This window comes from Mycobacterium sp., from assembly GCF_049683935.1.
Classification (GTDB): Bacteria; Actinomycetota; Actinomycetes; order Mycobacteriales; family Mycobacteriaceae; genus Mycobacterium.
This window is the reverse complement of the sequence record NZ_JBAUJR010000187.1, coordinates 1-15,569: the sequence shown is the minus strand read 5'-3', so window position 1 is coordinate 15,569 and position 15,569 is coordinate 1. Positions and strand designations below refer to the sequence as shown.

At 67.9% G+C, this 15,569-nt stretch carries 16 protein-coding genes, 1 pseudogene and 1 riboswitch; of the genes and pseudogenes, 8 read left to right on the top strand and 9 right to left on the bottom strand.

Annotated features, from left to right (window positions below; all coding sequences use genetic code 11):
- Nucleotides 1-4 precede the first annotated feature (4 nt).
- Entirely contained in the window at nucleotides 5-1,183 is a 1,179-nt protein-coding gene (locus WA965_RS10355; RefSeq protein ID WP_526447475.1) for a metallophosphoesterase, read from the bottom strand.
- A gap of 189 nt (nucleotides 1,184-1,372) precedes the next feature.
- Between WA965_RS10355 and WA965_RS10350 the strand changes: the two genes are divergently transcribed.
- A complete protein-coding gene (locus WA965_RS10350) occupies nucleotides 1,373-1,672 on the top strand; it encodes a hypothetical protein (RefSeq protein WP_526299730.1) in 300 nt (99 codons plus the stop codon).
- 153 nt (nucleotides 1,673-1,825) lie between these two features.
- Complete coding sequence (locus WA965_RS10345; protein ID WP_526299732.1) at nucleotides 1,826-3,034, top strand: D-alanyl-D-alanine carboxypeptidase family protein; 1,209 nt, start codon at nucleotides 1,826-1,828, stop codon at nucleotides 3,032-3,034.
- A 3-nt stretch (nucleotides 3,035-3,037) separates the two neighbouring features.
- Here WA965_RS10345 and yhjD read toward each other — a convergent pair whose 3' ends face one another.
- The 3 genes from yhjD to WA965_RS10330 are packed head-to-tail and all read right to left on the bottom strand — an operon-like array spanning nucleotide 3,038 to nucleotide 5,584.
- The gene (gene yhjD, locus WA965_RS10340) at nucleotides 3,038-4,081 is read right to left on the bottom strand and encodes an inner membrane protein YhjD (RefSeq protein WP_526447473.1); all 1,044 of its coding nucleotides are present in this window, start codon (nucleotides 4,079-4,081) and stop codon (nucleotides 3,038-3,040) included.
- 14 nt (nucleotides 4,082-4,095) lie between these two features.
- Nucleotides 4,096-5,109 (bottom strand): tryptophan--tRNA ligase, encoded by a 1,014-nt coding sequence (trpS, locus tag WA965_RS10335; RefSeq protein ID WP_526299736.1) that lies wholly within the window; start codon nucleotides 5,107-5,109, stop codon nucleotides 4,096-4,098.
- A 34-nt stretch (nucleotides 5,110-5,143) separates the two neighbouring features.
- Nucleotides 5,144-5,584, bottom strand: coding sequence for a MarR family winged helix-turn-helix transcriptional regulator (locus WA965_RS10330; protein WP_526299738.1), 441 nt, complete (start codon nucleotides 5,582-5,584; stop codon nucleotides 5,144-5,146).
- 51 nt (nucleotides 5,585-5,635) lie between these two features.
- Here WA965_RS10330 and WA965_RS10325 point away from each other — a divergent pair, with 51 nt between their 5' ends.
- The gene (locus WA965_RS10325; RefSeq protein ID WP_526447471.1) at nucleotides 5,636-6,265 is read left to right on the top strand and encodes a TIGR03086 family metal-binding protein; all 630 of its coding nucleotides are present in this window, start codon (nucleotides 5,636-5,638) and stop codon (nucleotides 6,263-6,265) included.
- A 69-nt stretch (nucleotides 6,266-6,334) separates the two neighbouring features.
- The gene (locus WA965_RS10320; RefSeq protein ID WP_526299764.1) at nucleotides 6,335-7,366 is read left to right on the top strand and encodes an esterase/lipase family protein; all 1,032 of its coding nucleotides are present in this window, start codon (nucleotides 6,335-6,337) and stop codon (nucleotides 7,364-7,366) included.
- 7 nt (nucleotides 7,367-7,373) lie between these two features.
- Here WA965_RS10320 and WA965_RS10315 read toward each other — a convergent pair whose 3' ends face one another.
- Nucleotides 7,374-8,174: an exodeoxyribonuclease III gene (locus WA965_RS10315; RefSeq protein WP_526299742.1), complete on the bottom strand. Its 801-nt coding sequence runs from the start codon at nucleotides 8,172-8,174 to the stop codon at nucleotides 7,374-7,376.
- Nucleotides 8,175-8,233: 59 nt separating this feature from the next.
- Between WA965_RS10315 and ephH the strand changes: the two genes are divergently transcribed.
- The 4 genes from ephH (at nucleotide 8,234) to WA965_RS10295 (ending at nucleotide 12,616) form a co-directional block, all read left to right on the top strand.
- On the top strand, nucleotides 8,234-9,067 hold the full coding sequence (gene ephH / locus WA965_RS10310; RefSeq protein WP_526299744.1) for an epoxide hydrolase EphH: 834 nt from the start codon (nucleotides 8,234-8,236) through the stop codon (nucleotides 9,065-9,067).
- A 44-nt stretch (nucleotides 9,068-9,111) separates the two neighbouring features.
- Nucleotides 9,112-9,231: riboswitch (SAM riboswitch) on the top strand.
- A 127-nt stretch (nucleotides 9,232-9,358) separates the two neighbouring features.
- Nucleotides 9,359-10,708 carry a bifunctional o-acetylhomoserine/o-acetylserine sulfhydrylase gene (locus WA965_RS10305; RefSeq protein WP_526299746.1) on the top strand — a complete coding sequence of 450 codons (1,350 nt, stop codon included), beginning with the start codon at nucleotides 9,359-9,361 and terminating at the stop codon, nucleotides 10,706-10,708.
- 25 nt (nucleotides 10,709-10,733) lie between these two features.
- Complete coding sequence (gene metX / locus WA965_RS10300; RefSeq protein ID WP_526299766.1) at nucleotides 10,734-11,885, top strand: homoserine O-acetyltransferase MetX; 1,152 nt, start codon at nucleotides 10,734-10,736, stop codon at nucleotides 11,883-11,885.
- Nucleotides 11,882-12,616, top strand: coding sequence for a class I SAM-dependent methyltransferase (locus tag WA965_RS10295; protein ID WP_526299748.1), 735 nt, complete (start codon nucleotides 11,882-11,884; stop codon nucleotides 12,614-12,616). The genes metX and WA965_RS10295 overlap by 4 nt, the downstream gene beginning before the upstream one ends.
- An 11-nt stretch (nucleotides 12,617-12,627) precedes the next feature.
- Here the strand turns inward: WA965_RS10295 and WA965_RS10290 are convergent, their stop codons facing one another.
- The 4 genes and pseudogenes from WA965_RS10290 to WA965_RS10275 form a co-directional block, all read right to left on the bottom strand.
- A complete protein-coding gene (locus tag WA965_RS10290) occupies nucleotides 12,628-13,842 on the bottom strand; it encodes a fatty acid desaturase family protein (RefSeq protein WP_526299750.1) in 1,215 nt (404 codons plus the stop codon).
- A 10-nt stretch (nucleotides 13,843-13,852) separates the two neighbouring features.
- Nucleotides 13,853-14,983: a ferredoxin reductase gene (locus WA965_RS10285; protein ID WP_526299752.1), complete on the bottom strand. Its 1,131-nt coding sequence runs from the start codon at nucleotides 14,981-14,983 to the stop codon at nucleotides 13,853-13,855.
- 130 nt (nucleotides 14,984-15,113) lie between these two features.
- Nucleotides 15,114-15,407, bottom strand: a complete 294-nt coding sequence (locus tag WA965_RS10280; protein WP_526299754.1) for a DUF3017 domain-containing protein — start codon at nucleotides 15,405-15,407, stop codon at nucleotides 15,114-15,116.
- 3 nt (nucleotides 15,408-15,410) lie between these two features.
- Nucleotides 15,411-15,569, bottom strand: a pseudogene (locus tag WA965_RS10275) (bifunctional methylenetetrahydrofolate dehydrogenase/methenyltetrahydrofolate cyclohydrolase); the annotation flags it as partial.

Genomic DNA, 15,569 nt, shown 5'->3' with positions numbered 1-15,569 from the left:
AAAGTTATAAACCACTCTCCAGCGACAGCACGCTGATGTCCGGCGGTGCCCCGATCCGCACCGGCGGTCCCCAGAAACCCGCCCCCCGGCTCACGTAGAGCTGGGTGTCCTGCACCGTCGACAACCCTGCCAGTGCCGGCTGTTCCTGCGCGACGATGTAGTGGAACGGCCACATCTGGCCGCCGTGGGTGTGACCGGACAATTGCAGGTCGACGCCACGAGCGGCCGCTTCTGTCACGTGGATCGGTTGGTGAGCCAGCAGGATCGTCGGCCCCGCCGGGTCCACACCGGCCAACGCCCGGTCAAAATTCGGTGGATCGTCGCGCGACGTACCCGCCACGTCGTTGACTCCTGAGAGGTCGAAGGAGGCCGAGCCGCGGCGGATCCGGGTGTTCTCGTTGCGCAACACATCCAGCCCCAGGCGTTCCAGTTCCCGCATCCACAGGTCGGTCTCCTCGACGAAGTACTCGTGGTTCCCGGTGACGAAGAACGTCCCCTCCCGCGATTGCAGGTCGCGCAGCGGTTCCGCCGCCGGCCCGAGCTCGTCGACCGTCCCGTCGACCAGGTCACCCACCACAGCGACGAGGTCGGGTTCTGTCTCGTTGATCATCCGCACGATCCGCTCGGTGTGCGCACGACCCAGCAGCGGACCGAGGTGGATGTCGGACACCACCGCGATGCGGAAGCCGTTGAACGCCGGGTCCAACCGGCTGAGCCGCACCGGGACCCGCAGCACCGTCGGCGGACCGAGCGCACTGGCCGCACCGGTACCGACCAGTCCGACCGCGGCGGCACCTGCGGCCACCGCACCCGCCCGGGCCAGGAAGATCCGCCGGTCCACCGAAGGCGCCGGCTCCGGTGCTGTCGTCGGCTCCGGGGCGGTGGGCGCACGTTTCACCCAGCCCCGCAGCGCCAGGCGCACCGGCTCCAGCACCAGCAGCACCAGGAACAGGTAGGCGATCAGGCCGAACCAGAAGTACCCGGGCCAGGCGTACCAGCCCGCATCCGCGACCCCGAAGGTCCGCGGCCCCAGCAGGGCGACGAGCAGCAGCACCATCAGCGCGGCAAGGGCGATGGACAGCAGCCATCTGGTGCGGCCGGGCCGGGTGGTGTCCTTGACCATCCGCTTCCAGACGTACAGATGCATCAGCCCGAGGACCGAGCCGAGAACAACGATGAACATGTACGTCCTTTTGTGCGCGCCGAGCGGTCGCCGACAGCCTAGTTACTGCCACCGAGCGTTCAATTTCTGCCAGCGGAATTAATCCCCTGACCTGCTGGTTCAACTCATCAGAAGCAACACGAACCACCAGATAGTCGAAACCGCGCGACACGCTCCACGGCTCCGACCCGATACAGGGAAGAGCAGAAGATGACGAACCTGACCCTCACCACCGCCGCCGCCGCCGGGCTCACCGCAGCCCTCCTCGGACTGGCCGCTCCCGCCGCCGCCGCACCCAGCGGCCCCGTCAACGCCGCGGACACGATCAGCCAGCTCGAAGCCGACGGCAACCGTGTCATCGTCAACCGCGAGGGCAGCGCCCCGCTCGACGAAGCCGACGTCGTCTCGGTTCGCCCGGGATCGCCGATCCGCGAGTGGACCTGGGACCGCCAGCGCGACGACCGCATCCTCGAAACCGTCGGACACATCCTGTTCGTCGACGTCCGCTGAGACGTCGCACAGAAAGGGGCACCCTCCCCTATGGGGTGCCCCTTTCGTGCGTTCCGGCCGCTACCCGGGCGAGTCACTTTTGAAACTCTGACCACACCAGTCACCGCGTGGCTCCCCGGGATCGCCGCCTCGATTGCGTAATCTGCGCAGACGATGGCGCCCTTCACAAAGATCTCTGCGCAGCTTTCTGCGCTGGTCATCGCGACCCTTCTGGTGGTCGCCCCGGTCGCTGCGGCCGAACCGAACGCGGCGGTGGACCCCTGCCCCTACCGGGTGGCGACGCCGCCCGCCGTCGACGCCTCCGAGGTCCCCAAGGTCGGCCCGCCTCCGGACCCGCTGCCGGTACCGGCCACACCGATGGGCGGGGACGCTTTGTCGGGCTGCGGCATCATCACCGCGCCCAACACCCCGCCGGTCCCGGGCGACGTCTCCGCGGAAGCCTGGCTGGTCGCCGACCTCGACACCGGCGACGTCATCGCGGCCCGCGACCCCCACGGCAGGCATCGCCCCGCCAGCATCATCAAGGCGCTCACCGCGATGCAGGCCATCCGTGACCTGCCGCTGCACAAGGTGGTTCCCGGCACGGCCGAGGACGCCGCCGTCGAGGGCACCAACGTCGGTGTCGGCGAGGGGGGCTTCTACTCGATCAACGACCTGCTGCACGGCCTGCTGATGTACTCGGGAAACGACGCCGCCCATGCGCTGGCGATGCAGATGGGCGGCATGGACAACGCCTTGAACAAGCTGAACGTCCTCGCCGGTCAACTGGGAGCGCGCGACACCCGGGTGGCGACACCGTCCGGCCTCGACGGCCCCGGCATGAGCACCTCGGCCTACGACATCGGCCTGATCTACCGCTACGCCTGGCAGAACCCGACCTTCTCCGACATCGTCGCCACCCGTTCCACGACGTTCCCCGGCCGCGAAGGCGCCGGCTACCCGATCGAGAACGACAACAAGCTGCTGGCCAACTACCCGGGGGCGCTGGGCGGCAAGACCGGCTATACCGACGACGCCCAACAGACCTTCGTGGGCGCCGCCGACCGCGACGGACGCCGGTTGGTCGCCGTCCTGCTGCGCGGCACACGGCAACCCATCGCGCCGTGGGAGCAGGCCGCACGACTGCTCGACTACGGATACGCGACCGCACCCGGCACCAGGGTGGGCACCCTGATCGAGCCGGACCCCTCGCTGGTCGCCGCCAAACCGGATCCCGCCACCGCAGGCACCACCAACAACGCCAACGCCGCCCTCCCCGACGTCAACGCGCTGCCCGTCCGAATCGGGGTCGGCGTGATCGGGTCGGTGATCGTGTTCAGCCTGATCATGTGTGCCCGCGCGCTCAACCGCCGACCGGTGTGACGGCTAGCGCCTACGCCATCGCGTAAGGCCCAGCGCGCCAAGCGCTCCCGCCGCGACGGCAGCCGTCGCCTGCACCGGCCCGAGTCCGGGGCGGGTGACGATCCGGTTCCTGATGACCGCCGGCGCAGGTGCCTGGATGGGCTCTTCGCCCATGTTCTCCGCCGTCGTCGCCGCCCACGCCGTGGCGAACAGGATCAGCCGGGCGGTGATGTAGGCGAACACCATCAACCCGAGAACGGGACCGAACGTCGCACCGGCCGGTCCGGTGACCACCGACTGCAGATAGATCGACGCGACCAGCTTGAAGATCTCGAACGCGACCGCGGCCAGCAGCCCGGCCCGCACCCCGCTGCGGAAACCGACCGGTTCCCGGGGCAGTCGCACGATCACCAGCGTGAACAGCAACCAGGACACCAGCACCGAGACCAGGATCGAGACCCCGCGCAACACCAGGGTCAGTCCGGTGGTGTCGCCGATGCCGAACCAGCCCAGCACGGTGTCCATCACCGATCTGCTGCCCAGCGCCGTCAGCGCCACGGTGGCGACGATGGCCACGAACGCCGAGAGCAACGACAGCAGATCCGACAGCTTGGTCTTGACGAACCCGGCGGGCTCGGCCCGGAACCCACCCCACATCTGGCTGAGTGCCTCACGCAGGTTGGCCATCCAGCCCAGGCCCGCCCACGCCGCGGCCGCCAGCCCGATGACGCCGACGGTGCCGCGCGACTCGATCGCCGACTCCATCAGCTCGACGAGTTGCTCTCCGAGGTCACCGCTGACCGCACCCCTGATCTGGTTCTCCACCTCGGCGAACAGATCCGGTCGGCTGGCCAGGACGAAACCGGCGACGGCGAACCCGACCATCAGAAGCGGGAACAGCGCAAAGATCGTGAAATAGGTGATGCCGGCTGCGTAGAAGTCGCCTTTGCACTCGTTGTAGCGGCCCTGAGCCCGCATCACGTGATCGAACCAGGGCATCCGCGCGCGGAGGCGGTCGAGGATGCCGGGCTTGTCGTCGGAGTCAGTCGAGCTGTCCGGCGCAGTCATCCGACCTCCTGTGGCTAGCGCGTTGCTAGAAACCCTAAACGGTCGTATACCCGCCGCAACGTTTGCCCAGACACCTGTTGCGCCCGGGCCGCTCCGCTGGCCAGCACGCTCTCCAGTTCGGCCGGGTCGGCGAGCAACTCGTCAACCCTCGCCTTGATCGGCGTGACGAACTCCACCACCGCCTCGGCGGTCTCCTTCTTCAGATCGCCGTAGCCGCGGCCCGCATAACCGTCGACGAGCGTGTTGATGTCGGCGCCCGTCACCGCCGACTGGATCGTCAGCAGGTTGGACACCCCCGGCTTGGCCACGGGATCGAAACGAATGTCGCGGTCGCTGTCGGTCACAGCGGAACGAATCTTCTTGGCCGTCTTGGTCGGGTCGTCGAGCAGGCTGATCAGACCGGCGTCGGTGGTCGCCGACTTGCTCATCTTGGCCGTCGGGTCGGCCAGGTCGTAGATCTTGGCGGTGGCCTTCGGGATCATCGCCTCGGGCACCACGAACGTGTCGGGAAAACGCGCGTTGACTCGCTGCGCGACGTCGCGGGCCAGCTCGAGATGCTGGCGCTGATCCTCCCCGACGGGCACCAGTTCGGTGTCGTAGAGCAACACGTCGGCCGCCATCAGCACCGGGTAGGTGAACAACCCGACGGTGGTGGCGTCGGCGCCCTGCTTCTGCGACTTGTCCTTGAACTGCGTCATCCGCGACGCCTGACCGAAACCGGTGAAACAGCCCAGAACCCAAGCCAATTCGGCATGAGCGGGCACATGGCTCTGGACGAACACCGTGGCCCGCGCGGGATCCACGCCGAGCGCGAGGTACTGCGCGGCGGTCACCAGGGTGCGTCGGCGCAGTGTCTCAGGCTCCTGCGAGACGGTGATCGCATGCAGGTCGACGACGCAGAAGTAGGCGTCGTGGCCCTCCTGCAGTGCGACCCACTGACTGACCGCGCCCAGGGCGTTGCCCAGGTGCAGGGAGTCGGAGGTGGGTTGCGCACCGGAGAAGACGACCGGCTGGGGGGTTGAGGTCATGATGTGGTCCAGTTTTCCATGCGCGCCGTCGGATTCAGTCGGGGGCCATCCGGCGAAGCGCGCGAAGGAATACCCGCCGCTCGTCGGGGCTCAACTCGGCCAACCATCGCTCTTCGCCGCGCTGAATCTCCGACTGCGCGGCGTCCTTGACCGCACGGCCCGCATCGGTGATCGCCAGAAGTCGCACGCGACGGTCGTCCGGGTCGGCAGAGCGACTGATGTAGCCCCGATCCTGGAGGTCGTCGAGCGTGGGGATGATGCGAGTCTTGTCTGCGTTGATGGCCTCCGCCAGCGCCGCCTGGGTGCGTATCGAACCCTGGTCCAGCGTCGAGAGCACCACGTACCCCCACATCGTCAGGCCGTGCGCGGCGAGCACGGGCCCCTCGGCGGTGATCAACTCACGCAGCAACGGAGCGAGCATCGCGGCCAGGTCCGGGCGCCGGGGTGTCTCCGAGCGTCGGGGTGTCGTGGCCATCGTGCAAGCGTAGGCATTGCAATATTATATGCATATGCTTATCATCTGCTCATGCCTACGTTTTTCACACAGCACCGCGCCGCAGTCACCGCGTCGATCGATGCCGTCGCCGCAGTCGCGCCCGATGACCTGGGCCTCGCCACGCCGTGCGCCGGATGGACCCTCGCAGACCTGCTGACCCACATGACCGCCCAACACCACGGATTCGCCGCAGCGGCACGCGGTCAGGGCGCCGACCCCGAGGTGTGGCACACCGAACCGTTCTCGGCGGGGATCGCCGCCGACCCGGCGGGCACCTACGCCACCGCGGCCCACGATGTGCTCGCGGCGTTCGCCGCCGACGGTGTCGACGACGCGCCCTTTGCGCTGCCGGAATTCGGCAGCGACGTCACGCTTCCCGGGAACATCGCGATGGGTTTCCATTTTGTGGACTACGTGGCGCATGGCTGGGATGTCGCGGCGACGCTCGGGACACCGTTCACGTTGCCCGCCGACGTCATCGTCGCAGTGCTGCCACTGGTGATGGCGGTTCCCGACGGCGAGTTCCGTGATGCGGCCGACGCCCCGTTCGGCCACGCGCTGATACGCGGCGACTTGGAAGACAGCGACGAGGGTGACGACTTCGCCGCCATCCTGCGTCACCTCGGGCGAAATCCGGACTGGGCTCGGACATCGGCATAGCGCGTCCCCGAAACCGATTCGGTGGGTAGCATTCTCGCGATCGTGCGCACCACGACGCGGGGGGTTTATGTGCGGCAGTTGTCGGCGATCGTCGTCCTGTTGATGGCGGCTGTGTTCGGCGCCGGAATCGCCCACGGCGCACCGCAACCCCCGGGCCACGCGGTGGTCATCGTGTCCGGTGGGGCCGCGGTCAGCCCGTTCACGACGCCGCAGCAGGCGTGCGCGTCTGGCCTGGCCGCCGGCAACACCGACACGGCGCTGCGCCAACACCTGCTCGATGCCGGCTACGCGGTGTACACCTCACCCGCGATGGCCGGGCGCGGGCCGGTGACCGATCAGGTGGGGTTCGGCGCCTTCGGCGACTGCCCGATCACGTTGCCGGAGAACATGACCGTGGACTCCACCGGCTCGATCGACCTCGCCGGCGAGCACCTCGCCCGGTTCTTGACCTACCTGCGGGACACCCGCGGGGTGGAGGTCGTCGACGTCGTCGGCCATTCGATGGGCGGGCTGTATTCGCGGGCGGCGTTCCGGGTGCTCCAAGGACTGGGCTCACCGGTGCGGATCCGGTCACTGACCACCCTCGGCACCCCCTGGCAGGGTAGCCACCTGTCCGATTACGCCAACGACCTGCGCCCGCTGTCTGACTGCGCCGGTGACGCATTCTGCGAGCAGGCAGCCGTGGATTTCAAGGCCGAGGTGTTGCGGCTGCAGACCGGTTCCGGGCGCGAGGTCAACCAGGGATACCTGATGGGACCGCAGGGCTGGAACGAGTACCAGGCCGGCGTGCTCGATCAGATCCCCGTCGTGCTGATCGGCGGGGCCCGCTTCACCCGGCCGGCACCGGTGAACCCGATGACCTGGCCCAATGACGGCCTGGTGTCGCGCCACAGCGCCCTGGCCACCGATGTGAGCGACCGGGTGCTTCCACACCGCCGCTGCGCGGTCTTCGACGACACGCACAGCATCTTCGTCTCCGACGCGAACGGACTGCCCTGGGAGACGGCGCTCACCTGGGATCCGCGGGTGTTCGAGGTGGTCCGCGGCGCGATCGAGGGTGCCGACGGGGCACTGCAGACCCCGAATCGGCTCGGCTGCTGAGCGCAGATCACGCGTAGTGCACGGTCACCGGGCAGTGATCCGACCAGCGCAGCGCGTAGGCCGCCGGGCGTTCGGTGTGCACGGACGCCACGCGTGCCGCCAGATCGGGAGTCGCCAGCTGATAGTCGATGCGCCAGCCGGCGTCGTTGTCGAATGCCTTGCCCCGCCACGACCACCAGGCGTAGGGGCCGGCCACGCCGGGATGCGCCTCGCGAACCACGTCCACCCAGCCGGTGGCCAGCAGATCGGTCAGCCACTGGCGCTCCTGGGGCAGGAATCCCGCCTTCTTGATGTTGCCGCGCCAGTTCTTGATGTCGTTCTCGGTGTGGGCGATGTTCCAGTCGCCGCACAGCACCGACGGCTGGCCCGAGGCCAACAGCACCGCCATCCGCCCGGCGACCGCGGCCATGAACCGCTCCTTCTCCACCTGGCGGTCGGTCTCCGCCTCGCCGGTCGGGAAATACACGCTGGCTACCGTGAGGCCGGCGGTATCGACCTCGACATACCGGCCGTGCAACGCGAATTCCTCTACACCACAACCGATTCTGATGTCATCGAACGGAGTCCGCGACAGCACGGCCACCCCGTTGCGGCCCTTGACGTGGGGCGCCGCCGACGCCAGGTGCCATCCGTCGGCCAATACCGGGGCCACCGCGTCGGCCAGCTGCTCGTCGTCGGCGCGGACCTCCTGCAGGCAGACCACGTCGGCCGAGGTCTCCTTGAACCACGGCAGCATGCCGAGGTTCTCGGGGGACCGCTGCTTGACCGCCGCCCGGATGCCGTTGACGTTGATGGTGCTGACGATCACGGTCCAGCACTCTAACGGGCGTTCTTGCGGTACCGGCGGTATCACCTTAATCTCGGGCCATGGCACCACGACAGCCGATCCATGCCGGATCCGGCGAACCGATCCTGATGTTGCATCCATTCCTGTGCTCGCAGAACGTCTGGCGCACCGTGGCCGACCAGCTCGCCGACACCGGCCGCTACGAGGTCTACGCGCCCACGATGCTGGGCCACCACGGCGGACACCGCTCGCCGACCTGGCTCTTGCACACCGACCTGTTGGTCGACGACATCGAGCAGCGGATGGACGAGCTGGGCTGGAAGACCGCCCACATCGTCGGAAACTCGCTGGGCGGCTGGGTCGCCTTCGAACTCGAACGCCGCGGACGCGCCCGCACCGTGACGGCGATCGCCCCGGCGGGCGGCTGGTCGCAGCACTCGGCGACGAAGTACGAGACCGTGCTGAAGTTCATCCTGGGCGGCCCCGCGCTGATCGCCGCCCGACTGCTCGGCCCGCGCATCCTCACCCTGCCGTTCGCCCGTCGGATCGCGACCCTGCCGGTCAGCGGCCCAGCCGACGGCCCGCCCGACGCCGACCTGCGCGCGCTGATCGACGACGCCACACACTGCAGCGCCTACCTGCAGCTTCTTGTCAAAACGCTGCGCATGCCCGGACTGCTCGAGCTGGCCAACCTCGGCTCGCCTACACAACTGGTGGTGTGTGAGAAAGACCGGGTGTTCCCGGCGCCACGGGGCCACCGCTACTTCCTCGAACACATGCCGGCCGACACCCAGGTGATCGAGTTCGACGGCGTCGGCCACATCCCGATGCTGGAAGCACCGGGACGGGTGACCGAGGTGATCGCCGACTTCGTCGATCAGCACTCCACCCCTCAGGAAAAGGCGATCGGGTAACGCCCACTAGCACCTTCTGAGCACCGTGCGATATTCTTCGTTTCGGTCATGAGCGCCAGCGTCAAGCCCCGGCTCGCTGGCCGGCAACCCTCCAACCGCGGTGGGGTGCCCCGGGTGATGACCAGGTTGAGCAGCCACTCACGGCTGCAAGGCAAGCGCGGGTCCGCTGTGAAACGGGCCCCCTGAGTAGACGGGGAAACCTGATGGCGAGGTCGGTAATGCGCTGTTGTCGGTGAACACCGCGCATTCACTCACCCCCCCACCAGGCGCCCTTTCATGAGGAGAACATCGATGAGCACCAACACGGACGACCCCACCGCCAACTGGTCTTTCGAGACCAAGCAGGTCCACGCCGGGCAGACGCCCGACATCGCCACCAACGCACGCGCCCTGCCGATCTACCAGACCACCAGCTACACGTTCAACAGCACCGATCACGCCGCGGCGCTGTTCGGCCTGGCCGAGCCCGGCAACATCTACACCCGCATCATGAACCCGACGACGGACACCGTCGAGCAGCGCATCGCCGCGCTGGAAGGTGGTGTCGCAGCACTGTTCCTGGCCTCCGGCCAAGCTGCCGAGCACTTCGCGATCCTGAACCTGGCCAACGCGGGCGATCACATCGTGTCCAGCCCGCGACTCTACGGCGGCACCTACAACCTCTTCCACTACACGCTGCCCAAGATGGGCATCGAGGTCAGCTTCGTGGCCGACCCCGACGATCTGGATTCGTGGCGCGCGGCCGTGCGCCCGAACACCAAGGCGTTCTTCGGCGAGACGATCTCCAACCCCCAAATCGACATCCTCGACATCCCCAACGTCGCCGCCGTCGCGCACGAGAACGGGGTGCCGCTGATCGTCGACAACACGATCGCGACGCCGTACCTGATCCAGCCGCTCGCCCACGGCGCCGACATCGTCGTGCACTCGGCCACCAAGTACCTCGGCGGCCACGGATCGGCCATCGCGGGGGTGATCGTCGACGGCGGCACCTTCGACTGGACCAACGGCCGCTTCCCCGGGTTCACCACTCCCGACCCGAGCTACCACGGGGTGGTGTTCGCCGAGCTCGGCCCGCCCGCGTTCGCCTTGAAGGCGCGCGTGCAACTGCTGCGTGATCTGGGCAGTGCCGCCTCACCTTTCAACGCATTCCTGATCGCGCAGGGCCTGGAGACGCTGAGCCTGCGCATCGAACGCCACGTGTCCAACGCGCTGCAGGTCGCCGAGTACCTCGCCGGTCACGACGACGTGTTGTCGGTGAACTACGCCGGCCTGTCCACCTCACCGTGGTACGAGCTGGGAAAGAGATTGGCGCCCAAGGGAGTCGGCGCAGTCTTGGCGTTCGAGCTGGCCGGGGGCATCGAGGCCGGCAAGGCATTCGTGAACGCGCTGACGCTGCACAGCCACGTCGCCAACATCGGCGACGTGCGGTCGCTGGTGATTCATCCGGCGTCGACGACACACGCCCAGTTGTCCCCCGAGGAACAGCTCGCGACCGGCGTCACGCCGGGGCTGGTGCGGCTCGCGGTCGGCATCGAGGGCATCGCCGACATCCTCGCCGACCTCGATCAGGGTTTCGCCGCGGCGAAACCGTTCCGCGCCGCCGACACCGCCGATCCGCACGCCGTGGCGTCGTCCTGAGGAGGGAGACGTGACAATCATCGACGTGAGGACCACCGACGAGCGCTCGCGCGAGGAGCAGACAGCCACCGACGAGCGCGTGGCACTGCCCCCCGAGGGTGAGGTCGGCGTCGTGGACATCGGGTCTCTGAAGCTCGAGAACGGTCAGGTCATCGACGACGTCTCGATCGCGGTACAGCGATGGGGTGAGTTGTCACCCAACCGCGACAACGTCGTCGTCGTGCTGCACGCGCTGACCGGTGACTCCCACGTCACCGGGGTCGCCGGGGAGCAGCACCCCACACCGGGATGGTGGGACGGGGTTGCCGGTCCCGGGGCACCGATCGACACCGACCGGTGGTGTGCGATCTCGACCAACGTCCTGGGCGGATGCCGTGGCTCGACCGGGCCGAGCTCGCCGGGTCCGGACGGAAAAGCCTGGGGCTCAAGATTTCCCATGACCTCCGTGAGAGATCAGGTGGCTGCCGACGTGGCCGCGCTGGCCGCCCTGGGCATCACCGAGGTCGCCGCGGTGATCGGCGGTTCGATGGGCGGGGCCCGGGCGCTGGAGTGGATGGTCACCCATCCCGGCAGCGTGCGAGCGGGTCTGGTGCTGGCAGTGGGGGCGCGCGCCACTGCCGACCAAGTCGGTACCCAGTCCACCCAGGTGGCGGCGATCAAGGCCGATCCGCACTGGCACGGTGGCGACTACTACGGCACGGGACAGTCCCCCGACGCCGGCATGGAGATCGCCAGACGCTTTGCGCACCTGACTTATCGGGGCGAAGTCGAGCTGGACGACCGATTCGGCAACGACCCGCAGGCCGATGAGGACCCGGCCACAGGCGGTCGCTATTCGGTGCAGAGCTACCTGGAACATCAGGGCCGAAAGCTGGTGGCGCGCTTCGACGCCGGCACCTACGTCGCGCTCACCGATGCGTTGTCCAGCCATGATGTGGGACGCGACCGGGGTGGGGTGCAGGCCGCGCTGCGAGGCTGCCCGGTACCGGCCGTGGTCGGCGGCATCACCTCCGACCGGCTCTACCCGCTGCGACTGCAGGAGGAGCTGGCCGAACTGCTGCCCGCGTGCGACGGTCTCGACATCGTCGACTCCCCGTACGGCCACGACGGCTTCCTGCTGGAGACCGACGCGGTCGGCAAGCTGATCCGCCGGACGCTGGAGCTGGCCTCGCGGTGACCGGAACCCCCGAACAGCGTTCGCTGTCGTTCGGTGCAGAAGCCGCTGCCTACGAGCGCGGGCGCCCGTCCTACCCACCCGAGGCGATCAACTGGTTGCTGCCCGGCGACGGTGCCCGCGACGTCCTCGACCTCGGAGCCGGCACCGGCAAGCTGACCACCCGCCTGGTGGAGCGCGGGCTCGACGTCATCGCCGTCGACCCCATCCCCGAGATGCTCGAGCTGTTGCGCACCGCCCTGCCCGACACCCCGGCGCTCCTGGGCACCGCCGAGGAGATTCCGTTGCCCGACAACAGCGTCGACGCGGTGCTGGTGGCGCAGGCATGGCACTGGTTCGACCCCGAGCGGGCGATCAAGGAGGTGTCGCGGGTGCTGCGCCCCGGCGGCCGCCTCGGGCTGGTGTGGAACAACCGCGACGAACGGTCGGGTTGGGTCAAGGATCTGGGCCGCATCGTCGGCCACGAAGTCGACCCGTTCACCCAGACGGTCGACCTCCCGGCACCGTTCGCCGACGTCGAACGCAACCAGGTCGAGTGGACCAGCTACCTGACGCCGCAGGCACTGATCGACCTGGTGGCCTCGCGCAGCTACTGCATCACCTCACCGGAGAAAGTGCGGGCCCGCACGCTCGACCGCGTCCGCGAGCTGTTGAGCACCCACCCGGCGTTGGCGAACGCCAGTGGCCTGGCGCTCCCCTACGTCACGGTGTGCATCCGCGCCACCCTGAGCTGAGCTAACCCCTACTAGGCGGCCCGACCACCTGCCTGGCGCAGCGCGGTGCGCAGACCGCGGCGCGGTCCCGACGACGACTCGACCGGGCGGACGTCTTCACCGAACATCCGCTCGGAATGTGTCTCGGGTGCGTCGTCGGGGGTCGCTCGCAGCACGCGGTCGGGCAGCGCCAGCTTGAGGATCGTCCAGAACGACTGCCAGTACTGACGCGCGAGCGGACCCGTCGTGTAGGGCAGGTCGTACTTCTCGCACAGCGCTTTGACCCGCACGCTGATCTCGGCGTACCGGTTGCTCGGCAGATCCGGGAACAGGTGGTGCTCGATCTGGTAGCAGAGGTTGCCGCTCATGAACGCCATGATCGGTCCCGCATTGAAGTTCGCCGAACCGAGCATCTGCCGCAGATACCACTCACCCTGCGTCTCGTTCTCGAACTCCTCGACGGTGAACTTCTCGGCGCCGTCGGGGAAGTGGCCGCAGAAGATCACGGCATACGACCAGTAGTTCCGGATCAGGTTGGCCACGACGTTCGCCTTCAGCGTGTGCTTCCAGTTCTTTCCGGCGAGCGCTGGGAAGACGATGTAGTCCTTGCCCACCTGCTTACCGACTTTCGTGCCGACGGTGCGCAGATCGCGGCGCGCTTCGGCCCAGCTCTTCTCGCCGGCGCGGACCTTGCCCACGTCGACGTGGTGCACCGCGACACCCCACTCGAACAGGGTGCCCAGTAGCACGTTGTATACCGGGTTGCCGAGCATCCACGGCTGCCACGGTTGGTCGCGGGTGACGCGCATGATGTTGTAGCCCACGTCGCTGTCCAACCCCACCACGTTGGTGTACTTGTGGTGCACGAAGTTGTGCGAGTGCTTCCAGTGCGCGCTCGGACAGGTGGTGTCCCACTCCCATTCGGTGGAGTGGATCTCGGGGTCGTTCATCCAGTCCCACTGACCGTGGGTGATGTTGTGGCCCAACTCCATGTTCTCGATGATCTTGGCCGACGCCAGCATCGCGGTGCCCGCCACCCGCGCGATCCGGCTGCTGCTCGCGAACAGCGCCGCCCGGCCGCCCACCGCCAGCGCGCGCTGCAACTGGATGGAACGCCGGATGTAGCGGGCGTCGCGCTCGCCGCGGGACTCCTCGACCTCCGCGCGGATGGCGTCGAGTTCGGCGGCAATGTTGTCGACGTCCTCGTTGGTCAGGTGTGTATAGGCCTTGATGTCGGTGATCGCCATGGTGTTCCTTTCAGACTTTGATGGTGCAGTTGCCGGATGCGGTCGAGATGCAGGTCTGTATTCGGTCGCCGGCGCCGTGCTCCTGGCCGGACCTGACGTCGCGCACGTTGCCCTCCTCCAGAGGCAGCACACACGTCTGGCAGATACCCATCCTGCAGCCGAAGGGCATCTGGATGCCGACCTGTTCACCCGCCTGAAGGATGGACGTCGCCCCGTCGATCTCGACGGTCTTGTCGGAGATCGCGAACCTGACGGTGCCGCCCTCCCCGCCCTTGTCGGTGGAGGCGATGTCGAACCTCTCCATGTGCAGAGAGTCGTCGAGGCCGTGCTGCTCCCACGTCTTCTCGACAGCGTCGAGCATCGCGGCGGGCCCGCACGCCCACGCGGAACGTTCCCGCCAGTCGGCGACGATGTCGTCGAGTTGCGCGAAGTCGAGCTTGCCGTCCTGTTCGGTGATCTGCAGGTGCAGGCGGTAGCCGTCCTGCTCGGTCTCCAGCTTCCGGAGTTCGTCGTGGAAGATCACCGCGTCGGCAGAGGGCGCCGAGTGCACGTGCACGATGTCGGGCCGCTCTCCGCGTGCCCGCAGCGACCGCAGCATCGCCATGAGTGGGGTGATGCCGCTGCCGGCGCTGATGAACAGCAGCGACGGCGGAGGCGGATCGGGAAGTGCAAAATCCCCCTTGGGAGCAGCCAGCCGGACAATGGTCCCCGGCTCGACCCCGTTGACGAGGTGGGTCGACAGGAACCCCTCGGGAGTGGCCTTGACGGTGATCGAGATGTTCTCGTCGTCCACATCCGACACCGACGTCAGCGAATAGGACCGCCAGTGCCAGCGACCGTTCACCCGCAGTCCGATGCCGACGTACTGGCCCGCCCGATAGTCGGCCGAGAATCCCCAGCCGGGTCGGATGACCACCGTCGCCGTGTCCTCGGTCTCGGATCGCACCTCGACGATCTCCCCGCGCAGTTCCCTGGCCGACCACAGCGGATTCAGCAACGACAGGTAATCGTCGGGCAAAAGGGGCGTGGTCGCCCTCGCAGCCAGACCGCGCACCATGTTCACCCAGGGCCCCGTGGGGGCGGACACCTCACGCGCGGGCCTCTTACTCCAGCGCGCCAGGGTTTTCAACGCCGACACCATCCATCGCCTTTCGCTCGTCGATGCCGGGCCATCTCTGTGACTGCCATCACAAGCCCGCTGCGCGCACCGACTACCCTACTTGCGAGTAGCTAAAACACGAACCGTGGCGATTTCGGCGTTCGCCGAGGTGCTAGCTGGTGCCGAGCGGATCGATCGTCCAGGCGATGTAGAGCATCGCCGCGCTGACCGACGCGGTGGTGAGGAAGTCGACTGTTCGGGTGCGCACCGCGAGCAGCCCGGCCCGTTCATCGGAAAGTGTCAACCGCAAACCGGCCGCGACACCCACGCCGACGGCCATCACCGCTGCACCACGACGCCAGTAACCCATGGCCACCAGGACGAAGGCAGCCACCAGGATGAGGCTCACCACCAGGATCGGCCACTGCCCGGCGAAGACCCTGCGGCCGAACTCCCTGACGGTCACACGTCACGACCGCTCGGCGCGCTCAACCACGTTCGTCAGCAGGAACGCCCGCGTCAACGGGCCGACGCCGCCCGGATTCGGGGAGACATGGCCGGCCACGTCCCAGACGTCGGGGTGCACGTCGCCGACGAGCTTGCCGGCGTCGTCGCGACACACCCCCAC

Bases quoted from the DNA above. Each gene is read 5' to 3' on its own strand.
- WA965_RS10355 (WP_526447475.1), bottom strand. From the start codon at position 1,183: ATGTTCATCGTTGTTCTCGGCTCGGTCCTCGGGCTGATGCATCTGTAC.
- WA965_RS10350 (WP_526299730.1), top strand. From the start codon at position 1,373: ATGACGAACCTGACCCTCACCACCGCCGCCGCCGCCGGGCTCACCGCA.
- WA965_RS10345 (WP_526299732.1), top strand. From the start codon at position 1,826: ATGGCGCCCTTCACAAAGATCTCTGCGCAGCTTTCTGCGCTGGTCATC.
- yhjD (WP_526447473.1), bottom strand. From the start codon at position 4,081: ATGACTGCGCCGGACAGCTCGACTGACTCCGACGACAAGCCCGGCATC.
- trpS (WP_526299736.1), bottom strand. From the start codon at position 5,109: ATGACCTCAACCCCCCAGCCGGTCGTCTTCTCCGGTGCGCAACCCACC.
- WA965_RS10330 (WP_526299738.1), bottom strand. From the start codon at position 5,584: ATGGCCACGACACCCCGACGCTCGGAGACACCCCGGCGCCCGGACCTG.
- WA965_RS10325 (WP_526447471.1), top strand. From the start codon at position 5,636: ATGCCTACGTTTTTCACACAGCACCGCGCCGCAGTCACCGCGTCGATC.
- ephH (WP_526299744.1), top strand. From the start codon at position 8,234: ATGGCACCACGACAGCCGATCCATGCCGGATCCGGCGAACCGATCCTG.
- WA965_RS10305 (WP_526299746.1), top strand. From the start codon at position 9,359: ATGAGCACCAACACGGACGACCCCACCGCCAACTGGTCTTTCGAGACC.
- WA965_RS10290 (WP_526299750.1), bottom strand. From the start codon at position 13,842: ATGGCGATCACCGACATCAAGGCCTATACACACCTGACCAACGAGGAC.
- WA965_RS10285 (WP_526299752.1), bottom strand. From the start codon at position 14,983: ATGGTGTCGGCGTTGAAAACCCTGGCGCGCTGGAGTAAGAGGCCCGCG.